This window comes from Streptosporangium sp. NPDC049644 (assembly GCF_040675205.1).
Taxonomy (GTDB): Bacteria; Actinomycetota; Actinomycetes; order Streptosporangiales; family Streptosporangiaceae; genus Streptosporangium; species Streptosporangium fukuiense.
The window spans coordinates 71,875-84,991 of record NZ_JBFAOJ010000008.1 but is presented as its reverse complement, the minus strand read 5'-3'; the positions used below and the strand labels follow the sequence as shown (position 1 = coordinate 84,991).

General features: G+C 69.1%; 12 protein-coding genes and 1 pseudogene. 10 read left to right on the top strand and 3 right to left on the bottom strand.

Annotation, left to right across the window (positions count from 1 at the left end; translation table 11 throughout):
- Positions 1-264 precede the first annotated feature (264 nt).
- Entirely contained in the window at positions 265-2,112 is a 1,848-nt protein-coding gene (locus tag AB0J58_RS06790; RefSeq protein ID WP_364211222.1) for an APC family permease, read from the bottom strand.
- 30 nt (positions 2,113-2,142) lie between these two features.
- Complete coding sequence (locus tag AB0J58_RS06785; RefSeq protein WP_364211219.1) at positions 2,143-3,366, bottom strand: ammonium transporter; 1,224 nt, start codon at positions 3,364-3,366, stop codon at positions 2,143-2,145.
- Between the two features lie 340 nt (positions 3,367-3,706).
- On the opposite strand from AB0J58_RS06785, the gene AB0J58_RS06780 reads away from it, so the two are divergent.
- The 10 genes and pseudogenes from AB0J58_RS06780 to AB0J58_RS06735 all read left to right on the top strand — a co-directional run bounded on the left by AB0J58_RS06780 (position 3,707) and on the right by AB0J58_RS06735 (position 11,621).
- On the top strand, positions 3,707-4,609 hold the full coding sequence (locus AB0J58_RS06780; protein WP_364211217.1) for an urea transporter: 903 nt from the start codon (positions 3,707-3,709) through the stop codon (positions 4,607-4,609).
- A 21-nt stretch (positions 4,610-4,630) separates the two neighbouring features.
- Positions 4,631-4,939, top strand: a complete 309-nt coding sequence (locus AB0J58_RS06775; protein WP_343961505.1) for an urease subunit gamma — start codon at positions 4,631-4,633, stop codon at positions 4,937-4,939.
- Positions 4,940-5,065: 126 nt separating this feature from the next.
- Positions 5,066-5,371, top strand: a pseudogene (ureB, locus tag AB0J58_RS06770) (urease subunit beta); the annotation flags it as partial.
- Positions 5,372-5,506: 135 nt separating this feature from the next.
- Positions 5,507-7,228 (top strand): urease subunit alpha, encoded by a 1,722-nt coding sequence (ureC, locus tag AB0J58_RS06765; RefSeq protein WP_364211214.1) that lies wholly within the window; start codon positions 5,507-5,509, stop codon positions 7,226-7,228.
- Entirely contained in the window at positions 7,228-7,926 is a 699-nt protein-coding gene (locus AB0J58_RS06760) for an urease accessory UreF family protein (protein WP_364211212.1), read from the top strand. The genes ureC and AB0J58_RS06760 overlap by 1 nt, the downstream gene beginning before the upstream one ends.
- Positions 7,927-7,937: 11 nt before the next feature.
- Complete coding sequence (gene ureG / locus AB0J58_RS06755) at positions 7,938-8,573, top strand: urease accessory protein UreG (RefSeq protein WP_364211209.1); 636 nt, start codon at positions 7,938-7,940, stop codon at positions 8,571-8,573.
- Positions 8,555-9,499 carry an urease accessory protein UreD gene (locus tag AB0J58_RS06750; RefSeq protein ID WP_364211206.1) on the top strand — a complete coding sequence of 315 codons (945 nt, stop codon included), beginning with the start codon at positions 8,555-8,557 and terminating at the stop codon, positions 9,497-9,499. Before ureG ends, AB0J58_RS06750 begins: the two co-directional genes overlap by 19 nt.
- A 28-nt stretch (positions 9,500-9,527) precedes the next feature.
- Entirely contained in the window at positions 9,528-10,034 is a 507-nt protein-coding gene (crcB, locus tag AB0J58_RS06745; RefSeq protein WP_364211203.1) for a fluoride efflux transporter CrcB, read from the top strand.
- Between the two features lies 1 nt (position 10,035).
- Positions 10,036-10,392: a fluoride efflux transporter CrcB gene (gene crcB, locus AB0J58_RS06740; protein ID WP_364211200.1), complete on the top strand. Its 357-nt coding sequence runs from the start codon at positions 10,036-10,038 to the stop codon at positions 10,390-10,392.
- Between the two features lie 83 nt (positions 10,393-10,475).
- Positions 10,476-11,621: an acyltransferase family protein gene (locus tag AB0J58_RS06735; protein ID WP_364211197.1), complete on the top strand. Its 1,146-nt coding sequence runs from the start codon at positions 10,476-10,478 to the stop codon at positions 11,619-11,621.
- Here AB0J58_RS06735 and AB0J58_RS06730 read toward each other — a convergent pair.
- Complete coding sequence (locus AB0J58_RS06730) at positions 11,608-13,116, bottom strand: alpha-N-arabinofuranosidase (RefSeq protein WP_364211194.1); 1,509 nt, start codon at positions 13,114-13,116, stop codon at positions 11,608-11,610. The genes AB0J58_RS06735 and AB0J58_RS06730 overlap by 14 nt on opposite strands.
- Position 13,117 lies beyond the last annotated feature (1 nt).

Sequence of the window (13,117 nt, the reverse complement as noted above, 5' to 3'; positions counted from 1 at the left end):
CCCAGATGTCATGATCGGTTCTGCCTCTCTGGCGATGCTCGCACCGGCCATTCCTGCTGAGGGCAAAGCGACCATCAGAAAGTCGGCTGGCTTGCGGAGGATTAGGTATTGCTTCTGGGCGACCGGCATTTTAACTGGAAATATCATGCCAATTCGGGCGGCCCAACTGCCGAGTGTGACACTTAAATCAGCTTATGACGTGATACTCAAATCAACCTATAGGTAACGCATAGCGTAAAAAGCCACTTTAAGCGCTGGTGTCGTCTATGTATTGATTCGGAAGGGCAGCAGGCAGACGAGCACGTCCGTGTGCTCCCGTAGCACGACCATCAGGAAAAGGTCACGCTGGTTGTGCAGTACCCGATGGCGGAAGTGCCGCGGTTCGACGGTGGGAATGAGCACGGCGACCCATTTGCCGCTGTCGGCGACCTGCCGGATGTAGTCGAGAACGGGACGGACCACGGTGTGCTGCGGGCTGTCGAGGATCTCAAGACGGACCCCCGGATCCCACAGGTTCCACCGCGTCCGCAGGTCGTGCACCTCCTCCTCGGCGAAACACACCGCGACGACCACCACCTCACCACCGAGGGCCAGGCCCGCGCTGACGGCCCGTTCCGTCCTGGTGGTGACGTCCGAGACCGGGATGATGATCACTTTCCCGGCTTCGGCGACCGCCGCGGGCCGGGTGGGCCTGGGCGGTGTCCGCCCGACCCCGAGCTGCTTTTCGACCGCGGTGTAGTAGCGCTCGATGCGGGCGAAGAGCAGGATGAGCAGCGGGATGACGATGGCGACCACCCAGGCGCCCTCCAGGAACTTGGTGGTGAGCAGCACCAGGACGGCGATGGCGGTCAGCAGGGCGCCGGTGCCGTTGAGCAGCGCCCTGCCGAGCCAGCGGGGCGGGCGCAGGGTCGCCCAGTGCCTGACCAGGCCGACCTGGCTGATCGTGAAGCCGATGAACACCCCGATGGCGAACATCGGGATCAGCCTGTGGGTCCGCGCGTCCACCGCGATCAGTATCACGGCCGCCGCCACCGCCACGGCCACGACGCCGTAGCGGTGGACGGGACGTTCGGTGCGCAGCGCGAACAGGTGGGGCAGGCGGTTGTCGCGGGCCAGCAGGCTCAGCAGGACCGGCAGGCCGCCGAAGCTGGTGTTGGCGGCCAGTGCCAGGGCGAGCATGATCACGAGGTTGGTCGCGTAGTACGCCCAGCCCGTGCCGTAGGCACCGGCGGTCAGCTGGGCGAGGACGGTGACGTCATGCCGGGGCTGTACCCGGTCGCGGTGGATGAGCAGCGCCAGCCCGACCAGCATGGTGCCGAGCAGCGCGCCGAGCAGCAGTTCGGTCCGCTGTGCCCGCGCGACCTTCGGCTCGCGGAACATGGGCACGCCGTTGGCGATGGCCTCGACGCCGGTCAGCGCGGAACATCCGGAGGAGAATGCCTTGAGGATCAGCAGCACCCCCAGCGTGTCGGTCACCGGGACGTGCATGGGAGCCCCCACCACGGCCGCCGGATGGGAGCGGGCCAGCCCCAGCACCACGACGCCGAGGACGCTCACCACGAACAGCGCGGTGGGCAGCATCAGCACCCGCGCGCTCTCGGCGATGCCGTACAGGTTCACCGCGGTCAGCAGGGCCAGTCCCACCAGGCAGATCGCCAGGAGATGCGGGGCCAGGACGGGGAAGGCCGAGGCGAGGCTGGCGGCGCCGGCCGCGAGACTGACCGCCACGGTGAGCACGTAGTCGACGATGAGCGCCGCGGCGGCCAGCAGGCTCACCCGCTCGCCGAGATCGCTCTTGGCCACCGCGTAGGAACCACCGCCGTTCGGATACACGGCGATCACCTGGCGGTAGGAGATCACCAGCACGGTGAGCAGCACGACGATGGCCAGGGTGATCGGCAGCGTGTAACCGATCGCGGCGCCACCGGCGGCGACCAGGATGAGCGCGATCGCCTCCGGCCCGTAGGCGACCGAGCTGAGAGCGTCGAGCGACAGCGCGGCCAGCCCCTGCAGGCTGGTCAGATGCTGCCTTTCACCCTCACCGTGGCGCAGCTGGGGCCTGACGCGCCAACTGACGTGAACAGGGCGGTTCAGTGGGCGGTGCGGGGTCATGGTGACGATCCGTCACGGCGGGCGCCGGGCTCACCCCTCGGCAAAGCCCACGTCCGAGCCGACGCGCTGCTCCTCCTCGGTCGCTCGCATCCGGAACAGCCTGTCGACCACCTTCCCGATGACGAACGTGACGATGAAGCTGTACAGGCCGACGGCCAGGACACCGGCCACCTGCTTGCCCAGCAGCGCGACCGACCCGCCGTAGAAGAGGCCGGGGGTCCCGACGAGCTCGCCGGTGGCGAAGAACCCGAGCAGCACGATGCCGGTGATACCGCCGGCCCCGTGGAAGCCGACCACGTCCAGGGTGTCGTCGTAGCCCAGGACCAGTTTCATCTCGACCGCGTACGTGCACACGAGGGCGGCGATGATGCCGACGACGAGCGCGCCCTCGACGTTGACGAACCCGCAGGACGGGGTGATGGCCACCAGCCCGGCCAGGGCGCCGTTGGTCGAGCCCATCCTGGTCAGGTGCCGGAAGCGGATCCACTCCACCAGCCGCCAGGTCAGCATCCCCGCGCAGCCCGCGATCATCGTGCTGAGGAACGCCCGGGCGGCCAGCGGGCCGTCGGTCAGCGCGGAGCCCGCGTTGAAGCCGAACCAGCCGAACCAGAGCAGGGCCAGGCCGAGCAGGACCATGGGGATGTTCTCCGGCGTCGGGGCGCCCCTGCGCCGGAAGGCGACACCCGGCCCCAGCACCAGGGCGAGTGCCAGCCCGGAGATGCCCGAGTTCAACTCGACGACCAGCCCGCCGGCGAAGTCCAGCAGGCCCCACCTGTGCAGCCAGCCGGAGGTGGAGAACACCCAGTGCGCGACCGGCGCGTAGACCAGGGTCATCCACAGGACGCCGAAGAGCATCCACGGGCCGAACCGGGCCCGTCCCGCGATCGAGCCACTGATCAGCGCGACCGTGATGATGGCGAAGGTCAGCTGGAACAGCGCGAAGACGTACGTGGGGATCTGCTGGTGCAGCGTCTCGGGGGTGATGTTCGCGAACCGGAAATTGCTCCAGCCGATGAGCCCGGCACCACCGAGGTCATTTCCGAAGGCCAGCCCGTATCCGTAGGCGAACCAGATGATGGTCACCAGGCTGATCGAGATGAAACTCATGTAAAGCGTTGTGAGTAGATTTTTGGAACGGACCATGCCGCCGTAAAAGAAGGCCAGTCCCGGAGTCATCAACAGCACCATCGCGGTGCTGGTCAGCATCCAGGCCGAATCACCGGTGTTCAGCCCGCTCGATATCCAGCTGCTCATTCCGACTGACATTATGGCCCCTTCGTTCCTTTTGCTCCTTCGGCTCTTTCCGTGCCCGCCGGCGGAGATGCCCTGACCCACATGGTTGGCGTCTAAGTCAGGAGTTAACCTCAGCACCTTTGATATTTGACTAAATGCTGGCCTTGGTTGATATTTGCCGGTTCGGCACATGGAAAGTAGTGCTGTGTGCCCACATCGTGGATTCACCTTTGAAGGCCGTCCGTGGGCGGGACGCGCGCCAGCGGCGGGAAGGGCGACGTTTATGACATCGGCGTTTCTGTCGTCGGGCTCATCCGGAGGTGAGCACCCTGCCAAGGGGCGCCGCGCGCTGGAGTACCTGTTGACGATCCCCCGCGGGGTCGCCCAGGTCGATTTCCAGCCCAACCAGTGGACCGGCCTGGTCTTCATCGTCGCGTTGTTCGTCGGCGGCTGGCGGTTCGGCGTCTTCGGCCTGCTGGGCACGGTCGTCGCCACGGTCACCGCGTACCTGTTCGGCGTCACCTGGGACCGGGTCTCGGTGGGGCTGGAGGGTTTCTGCGGCACGCTGATCGGTGTCGGCCTGGTGCTCTACCTGGAAGTCCGGTGGATGACCGTGCTCCTGGTCGTCGCCGGGGCGATCGCCGGGAGCGTGCTCACCTCGGCGCTGAACGTGCTGCTCACCCCGTACAACCTGCCGACCTTCACCGCGCCCTTCTGCGTGATCACCAGCGTGATGGTGATCGGCGGGCCGTCCTTCAGCCGGATCTGGGCGGAGCACGCGCGCTCGGCCCCGCCGTCGGCCACCGCTCCGGGCACCGCGATGAGCTGGCACGACTTCTGGCGGGGCACGCTCAGCGGCGTCGGCCAGGTGTTCTTCCAGAACCAGTGGTACGTCGGCCTGATCTTCCTGATCGGGTTATTCGTGGCCGGCTGGGTGACCGGGCTGGTCGCGCTCCTCTCCAGCCTGGTCGGCCTGTTCACCGGCTGGGTGCTGGGCGCGCAGGCGGCCGATCTCGGAGCCGGCCTGTACGGCTACAACTCCGTGCTGACCGGGCTCGCGCTGTGGGGCACGTTCGTGCTGGTGAACAGGGTGAGCGCGGTCTACGCGGTGATCGGCGCGGTGTCCGCGGCCGGCCTGACCGCCGCCGTCGGCAACCTGTTCGCCATCACCGGCGGTCACACCCTCACCTGGCCGTTCGTCCTGGTGAGCTGGGTGTTCCTGGCGGCCATCCCGATGTTCAAGAAAATCCAGCGCGCCGGATAGCCGTGCGGAGAAAGGACCCCGATGAATCTCACACCACGCGAGATGGACAAGCTGCTCATCTTCCTCGTGGCTCAGCTGGCCGAGCAGCGCCGCGGGCGCGGACTGAAACTGAACTACGGCGAGACGGTGGCGTTGATCAGCTCGACGATCGTGGAGGCGGCCCGGGACGGCAAGACGGTCGCCGAGTGCATGGAGTTGGGCAAGCAGGTGGTCGGGCCCGACGACGTGCTGCCCGGAGTGCGCGGAATGCTGAAGCTGCTGCAGGTCGAGGCCGTCTTCGACGACGGCACCAAGCTGGTCTCCTGCCATGATCCGGTCGGCGGGAAGTGATGCCCGGGGAACGCGCGCTCCTGCCGCTCTGCGGACCGTCGGCCGCGGCGGCCGGACACCACCACGACCACGACGACCACCACCACGGCCTCCGGGCGGTGGCGAACCCGAAGGGGGCGACATCCCATGTCGGATGACGACGTCTACATCTATGGCGAGGGACAGATCGAGCTGAACGCCGGTCAGCCCCGGGCGAAGCTGACCGTGCACAACACCGGCGACCGGGCCGTTCAGGTGGGCTCGCACTTCCATTTCTTCGAGACCAACCGCGCGCTGAGATTCGACCGGGACAAGGCGTTCGGCAAGCGCCTGGACATTCCTGCCGGTACCGCCGTCCGGTTCGAGCCCGGAGACACCAAGGAAGTGAACCTGGTCGAGTACGGCGGGGGTCTGCGGATCGTCGGTTTCGGTGGGCTGCTCAACGGAAGCGTCCGCTCGCGCGAGGCGCATCGCGAGGCGCTGAAAAGGATGCGTGAACGCGGCTATCTCGACGAGCCGGGTGACTCCCCGGCGGCCTCGTCGAAGAAGAACGGCTCCCCGGGCTCCAAGAAGAAGGGCTGAATCCCGATGACCACGATGAGTCGTAAGCAGTACGCGTCCATGTACGGCCCGACGGTGGGCGACCGGATACGCCTCGGGGACACCAACCTCGTCGTCGAGGTGGAGAAGGACCACACCGAGGGGCACTACGGGGACGAGGCTCAGTACGGGGGCGGCAAGACGGCCAGGGACGGGATGTCGGCCGACCCGGCCTCGCAGAACGCCACGGTCGCGCTGGACCTGGTGATCACCAACGCGGTGGTCATCGATCCGGTCCTGGGCATCGTCAAGGGCGACATCGGGATCAAGAACGGCAGGATCGCCGGGATCGGCAAGGCAGGAAATCCGCACACCCAGAACGGGGTCGACCGGCGGCTCATCATCGGCGCGGGCACCGAGGTGATCTCCGGCGAGAACCTCATCGCCACCGCCGGCGCGATCGACACCCACGTGCACTTCATCTCCCCGCAGCAGGCGCGGCACGCGCTGAGCAACGGGATCACCACCCTGGTCGGCGGGGGAACCGGTCCCGCCGACGGCACCCGCGGCACCACCTGCACCCCGGGACCGTGGAACATCGCCCGCATCCTGCAGGCGTACGAGGCCATCCCGATCAACGTCGGGGTGTACGGAAAGGGGAACAACAGCCTGCCGGCCTCCCTGGAGGAGCAGCTCAAGGCGGGTGCCTGCGGGCTGAAGGTGCACGAGGACTGGGGGACCACGCCGGCCGTCATCGACTGCTCGTTGTCCGTCGCCGACGCGTACGACATCCCGGTGACCATCCACACCGACACGCTGAACGAGGCCGGGTTCGTCGAGGACACCATCAGTGCGATCAACGGCCGGGCGATCCACACCTACCACTCTGAGGGCGCCGGCGGCGGGCACGCCCCCGACATCCTGCGAGTGACCGGGGAGCCCAACGTGCTGCCGGCCTCCACGAACCCGACGCTGCCCTACACCGGCAACTCGGTGGACGAGCTGCTGGACATGACGATGGTCTGCCACCACCTCAGCTACGACGTCCCCGAGGACCTGGCGTTCGCGGAGAGCCGGGTGCGTGCCGAGACCATCTCCGCCGAGACCGTCCTGCACGACCTGGGCATCATCAGCATCGTCGGGTCGGACTCGCAGGCGATGGGCCGGGTGGGCGAGTCGTTCACCCGCACCTTCCAGATCGCCCACCACTGCAAGGACAAGCGGGGCGCGCTGCCGGAGGACTCCGAGCGCAACGACAACTTCCGGGTGCTGCGATACCTGGCCAAGCTGACCATCAACCCGGCCCGCGCCTCCGGGATGGCCGACACGATCGGCTCGCTGGAGGACGGGAAGCTGGCCGACATCGTGCTCTGGCAGGTGCACTCCTTCGCGGCCAAGCCCTATCTGGTCGTCAAGGGCGGCATGATCAACTGGGCCCAGTCGGGCGACCCGAACGCGTCCCTGCCGACGCCGCAGCCGGTCTACTACCGGCCGACGTTCGGCGCCTTCGGCACCGCGCTGAAGGAGACCTGCGTCACCTTCATGTCGCGGGCCGGGATCGACGCGGGCGTGCCCGAGCGGCTCGGCCTGCAGCGGATGGTCCGGGAGGTACGCCAGTGCCGGACCGTCGACAAGCGCCACATGCTGCGCAACTCGACGCTGGCCGACATCATGGTCGATCCGGAGACCTACAAGGTCTCGGTGAACGGCAAGCCGGTCAGCATCGAGCCGGCCACCAGGCTGCCGCTGAACCGGCTCTACTTCATCTGATGAGCCTGACCGACCTGGGCCCGCTGCTCGCCCAGTTGCAGCTCACCGACTCCGGCTTCCCGAGCGGGCTGTACACGCTCTCGCACGGACTGGAGGGGTACGTCCAGCTCGGCGCGACCGGATCGGCGGACCTGCGCGGCCTGCTGACCGATCTGCTGTACAACTCGGTGGGGCCGGGGGACGCGACGGCCCTGGTGCTGGCGCACCGGGCCGCCGGAGTGGGCGACTGGGACCGGCTGGTCGAGGTCGACCGACGGCTGCACGCGATCAAACTCAACCGCGAGCAGCGCTCCGCCTCGATCAGGACCGGCCGGCAGGTCCTCGACACGGCGGTGTGGGCGTTCGCCTCGCCGGAGGCGGCCCGGCTGGCGGCCCTGGTGGCGGAGAGGGCCGCGCCGGGCAACCACGCGGTCGTGGTCGGCGTGATCCACGCCGGCATGGGCGTGCCCGTCGCGCACGCGGTGGCCGGTGACCTGTACGCCTTCGCCGCGGGCTGGACGGCGGCGGCGGTGCGGCTGGGCCGCACCGACTTCCGCCGGGCCCAGCGGATCCTAGGCGAGGTCCGGCCGGACCTCGCCCGGGTCGCACGGGCGGCGCTCGCCGCCGAGGACCCCATGGAACTGAACGGCTCGGTACCCGTCGCCGACACGGTCTCGGCCGCGCACGAGCGGGCAGCGGCCCGCCTGTTCATCACCTGAGAGGGCACGAGATGGAACCGCGGAAGGTGTTCAAGGTCGGTGTCGGGGGGCCCGTCGGGTCCGGCAAGACGGCACTGATCGAGATGTTGGTCCCCGTTCTGATCGCCAGGGGGCACAGCCCCGGCGTGATCACCAACGACATCTACACGAAGGAGGACGCCGAACACGTCCGCCGCACGATGGCCGGGGTGCTCGACTCCGAGCGGATCGTCGGGGTCGAGACGGGGTCCTGCCCGCACACCGCGGTCCGTGACGATCCGAGCATGAACCTGGCGGCGGCGGCCGAGCTGCTCGACCGGTTCTCCGACATCGACATGCTGCTGTTCGAGAGCGGCGGCGACAACCTGACGCTCACCTTCAGCCCGGTGCTCGCCGACGTCTACATCTTCGTCCTGGACACCGCCGCGGGCGACAAGATGCCGCGCAAGCGCGGTCCGGGCACCACGGACTCCGACCTGCTGGTCATCAACAAGATAGACATCGCCCGGTACGTGCGCACCGACCTGTCGGTGATGAAACGGGACGCGCACACGGTGCGCGGGGCGGGGCCGGTGGTGCTGACCGACTGCCTGACCGGCACCGGTGTCGCCGAGGTCGCCGACTTCATCGAGGCGCGGCTGGAGGCGATGTGCGTTCCGGGGCGGTGATCGACCATCTGGTTCCGGAGCGCTACCAGCCGGGGTGGCTGCCGGCCTCGGTGGCGCGCCATGCCGCCGACCTGGACATGCTGCCGGTCGGCAGCCCCGGCAAGGTCGGGGTCCTGCACCTGGCGTTCGAGCGGGTCGGCGGGCGGACCGAGCTGACCGGTCACTACCAGAAGACACCGTTGCAGATCACCCGCCCGCTGTACTACGACCCCGAGCGCCCGGACATGCCGTACCTCATGTTCATGTCGTCCGGCGGCGGCGTTCTCCAGGGCGACCGCTACCGCATCGACGTCTCCTGCGGCGAGGGCTCGTCCGTCCACCTGACCACCCAGGCCGCCACCCGGCTCTACCGGATGGAACAGGACTACGCCACCCAGCTGGTCAACCTCACCGCGGGGCCGGGCGGATACCTGGAGTACCTGCCGGACACCGTGATCCCGTTCGCCGACTCGCGGTACTACCAGCGGCTCCGCGTCACCGTCGCCCAGGACGCGACGGTGGTGCTGGGCGAGACGCTGATGGCCGGCAGGCTGGCGCGGGGGGAGCGGCACGCGTACACGGCCTACTGCAGCGACGTCGAGGTGCGTGACACCTCGGCGCGGCTGCTCTTCGCCGACCCGCTCCGTCTGGTGCCGGGGGAACGGCCGGTGACCGGACCCGCGGTGATGGCCGGATTCGGGCTGCTGTCCTCCCTGTACGTCGTCACCGCCGCGCAGCCCGCGCGACTCGTGGCCGACACGATGCACGCGGTGCTCGCCGGCACCGGGCTGCGGGCCGGGGCCAGCGTCCTGCCCGGGGATCGGGGGGCCTGGGCCCGCATCCTCGGGGACAGGTCTCCCGAGGTCGAGGCGGCACTCCAGCTGACCTGGAACGCCGTCCGCGAGCTGCTCCTGGGAGTGCCCGCGCCGGACCGCCGCAAGCAGTGACATTCGCGTATCTGGAGGAAAGCCGACAATGGGAGATTCGGGCGAGGCGGGAAGCCGGCTACTCCGGCGTGAGCACGCCGAGACCGTCGCGCTGTACCGGGGCACGGGCCCACCGCGTCATCCGGGGCTGCGGCCCAGCGCGTTCGCGGACATCGCCTTCGGAGGTGCGATCGGGGCTCTGCTGCGTTACCTGATCACCGAGGTGATGCCCGGGGCGACGCGGGGTTTTCCCTGGGGCACCTTCCTGGTGAACATGCTCGGTTGCCTGCTCATGGGCCTGCTGACGACGTACCTGCTGGGCGGGCGGCAGCACGCCTCCACCCGGCTGTTCCTGGTGACCGGCTACCTGGGAGGTTTCACCACGTTCTCCCACCTCATCGATGGGATACACCGCCTGGTCGACAACGGGAGGTGGGAGATGGGCCTCAGCTACGGGGTACTCAGCGTGGTGGTCGGATGGATCGCCATCGCGGTGGGGCTCTACCTCGGGCGGCTGATTCCGCATCCCGGCGGCGGAACACGGAGGGTGGTGTGACATGTCCGTCCTCCTGGTGCTCATCGGCGGCGGCTTCGGAGCCATGCTGCGCTACCTGCTCGACACGAAGGCCAAGGCGCGGTTCGGCAAGGCGTTCCCCTGGGGGACGCTGGTGGTCAACCTCCTGGGCGCGGGACTGCTGGGCCTGCTGCACGGCGTGGGGGTGGGGACCGAGTGGGAGGCGCTGGTCGGCACCGGTTTCTGCGGTGCGCTGACCACGTTCAGCACCTTCGAACTGGACACCGTCCATCTTTTCCAGGACGGCGCGTACGCCAAGGCCCTCGTGAACGCGATCGGTAGCCTGGTGCTGGGCTTTGTCGTCTTCGCGATCCTGTACGCCCTGTTCCGCATGGTGTGATCGCCGTTCGGTGGCCGGGGCGGAGATGACGCGGCGGGCCGGAGAGACCCGAGGACCAGCATCTATCGCTTAAAGTCGGGCGAATGGCCCCGACTCCCTCCCGGCTGGCCTGGCTGGACGCCCTGCGGGGACCCGCCGCGCTGGCCGTCGTGCTGCACCACTCCGGGTGGACCTTCATCCCGGGCCTCTGGGCCGAGGTGGACCGCAGGATCGACGTCGGCACCTGGGGCGTCTTCGTGTTCTTCCTGGTCAGCGGCTACATCATCCCCGCCTCCCTGGAGCGGCGCGGCGACCTGCGGGTCTTCTGGACCGGACGGGCGTTCCGCCTCCTGCCCCTGTTGCTCGCCGCGCTAGGTCTGGCGCTCCTGCTCGCTTACGCCGGTGCGCTCGCCCTCCATCCGGGCGTGAGCACCCGACCCGCGCCGCTCGTCGCCCTGGGGAACCTGACGATGCTGCAGGAACTGCTCGGCGTGCCGGCCGTCATCGACGTGATGTGGACGCTCTCCTACGAGATGGCGTTCTACCTGATGGCGGCCGGGCTGTTCACCGTGCGGCAGGCGCACCGGTCGGCGGCGGTCGCGATCGTCCTGGCGGTGTCGGCGGTGCCTCTCGGACTCCTGCTGACCCGTCCGGTCATCGGTGGCCGCGCCGACCTGGCCGCCGCGCTCCTCGGCGTCGCGGTCGTCGTGGTCGTCGTGGTGTCGGCGACCGCGCGCGGCGGGGCGCGCACGGCCGCCGCGGCGACGGGCGGCCTGCTCGGGCTGGCGCTGGTGATCCTGGGCAGCAGGATCGGCGCCTGGCAGGGCCTGACCGTGCTGGCCATGATGTTCGCCGGTACGGCCGTCCACCGTGCCGAGCAGGGCACGATCCGATGGCCCGCCGCCATCGCCGCCGTGCTGACGGTCCTGGCCTGCGGGGCCCTCGCCAAGGACGATCCCGGTTGGGCACCCGCGCTTTTGCTGGCCGTCGCCTTCTTCGGCGGCGCGTTCGCGCTACGGCACAGGTCGTTCCCCCGGTGGCTCGCCCACCTCGGGGTGATCAGCTTCTCCCTCTACCTGCTCCACCCGCTGCTGCTGCGGGTGAGCCCGAACCTCCCGCTCTTCCTCCTCGCGCTGCTGCCGCTCTGCCACCTGACCCACCGGCTGATCGAGGCCCCGGCCCAGCGCCTCGGCAGGCGGGTGAGCCGGGGCCTTCAGGTGACGCGGCCGGATGGGGCTACGGGCGGATGAGCCTGATCACGTTCCATGAGACGGCGGGCAGGGTGATCTCCAGGGTTCCGCCGTCGAGCCGGACGTCGGCGTTCGCGCGGGGAACCACCGTGTCCGGGGCGTCGGCGGTGTTGCGGGCGTAGGGATCCGGGCCGGACAGGACCGCGGCCTCGGCGAGCCGTACCTGGCCGAGGGCGCGCAGCTCGGCGGTGAGGGTGAGCGGCCGGCCCGTCGAGCGGTTGACGGCGAACAGCGTGGTGGCGCCGCTCTCCTCGTCGTGGGTGGCGACGGCGTCGAGGGCGGCGACCTCTCCGAACCTCGCGGTCCGGTGCGTGGGGGAGTCCGGCTCGACCCGGAGAACCTGGCCGGTCGCGTGCCGGGAGGCCTGTGCGAAGGGGTGGAAGGTGGTCTGCCTCCAGGCCCGGCCGCCGGGTTCGGTCATGATGGGGGCGATGACGTTGACCAGCTGGGCCAGGCAGGCGGAGGTCACCCTGTCGCCGTGCCGCAGCAGTGAGATCAGCAGGCCGCCGAGGGTCACCGCGTCGGCCAGGTGGTAGTGGTCCTCGAGCAGCGGCGGGGCGATCGGCCAGTCCCGGGGTGGTTCGGCGTTCTGGAAACGGGACAGGTACCAGACGTTCCACTCGTCGAACGAGATGTTGATCTTCTTCTTGCTCCTGAGCCGGGCACCCACGCTGTCGGCCGTCGCCACCACCGAGTCGATGAAGTGGTCCATGTCGGAGGCCGAGGCGAGGAAGCTCGCCAGGTCGCCGTCGTGCTCCTCGTAGTAGGCGTGGCAGGAGATGAAGTCCACCACGTCGTAGGCCTCCTCCAGCACGGTCGCCTCCCAGGCGCCGAAGGTCGGCATGCTGGAATTGGAACTCCCGCAGGCCACGAGCTCCAGGCCCGGGTCGATCACGCGCATGGCCCGGGCGGTCTCGGCCGCCAGCCGTCCGTACTCGCGGGCGGTCTTGTGGCCGATCTGCCACGGGCCGTCCATCTCGTTGCCCAGGCACCACATCCGCACCCCGTGCGGCTCCTTGGCGCCGTGGGCGGCCCGCAGGTCCGACAGGTGGGTTCCGGTCTCGACGTTGCAGTACTCCAGCAGGTCCAGTGCCTCGGCGATGCCCCGGGTGCCGAGGTTGACCGCCATCATCGGCTCCACCCCGGCCTCGCGGGCCCAGGCGACGAACTCGTTCAGGCCGAACTCGTTGGTCTCGGTGCTGTGCCAGGCCAGATCGAGCCGGCGGGGCCGCCGGTCCCGCGGGCCGACACCGTCCTCCCAGCGGTATCCGGACACGAAGTTCCCGCCGGGGTAGCGGGCCGTGGTGACCCCCAGTTCGCGGGTGAGTTCCAGCACGTCACGCCGGAAGCCCTGCCGGTCGGCGGTGGGGTGGCCGGGCTCGTAGACACCGGTGTAGACGCACCGGCCGAGGTGCTCGACGAATGTCCCGAACGTACGGCGACTGACGGGGGCCACCCTGAACGCGGGATCGAGGGTGAGGTACGCGGACAGCACT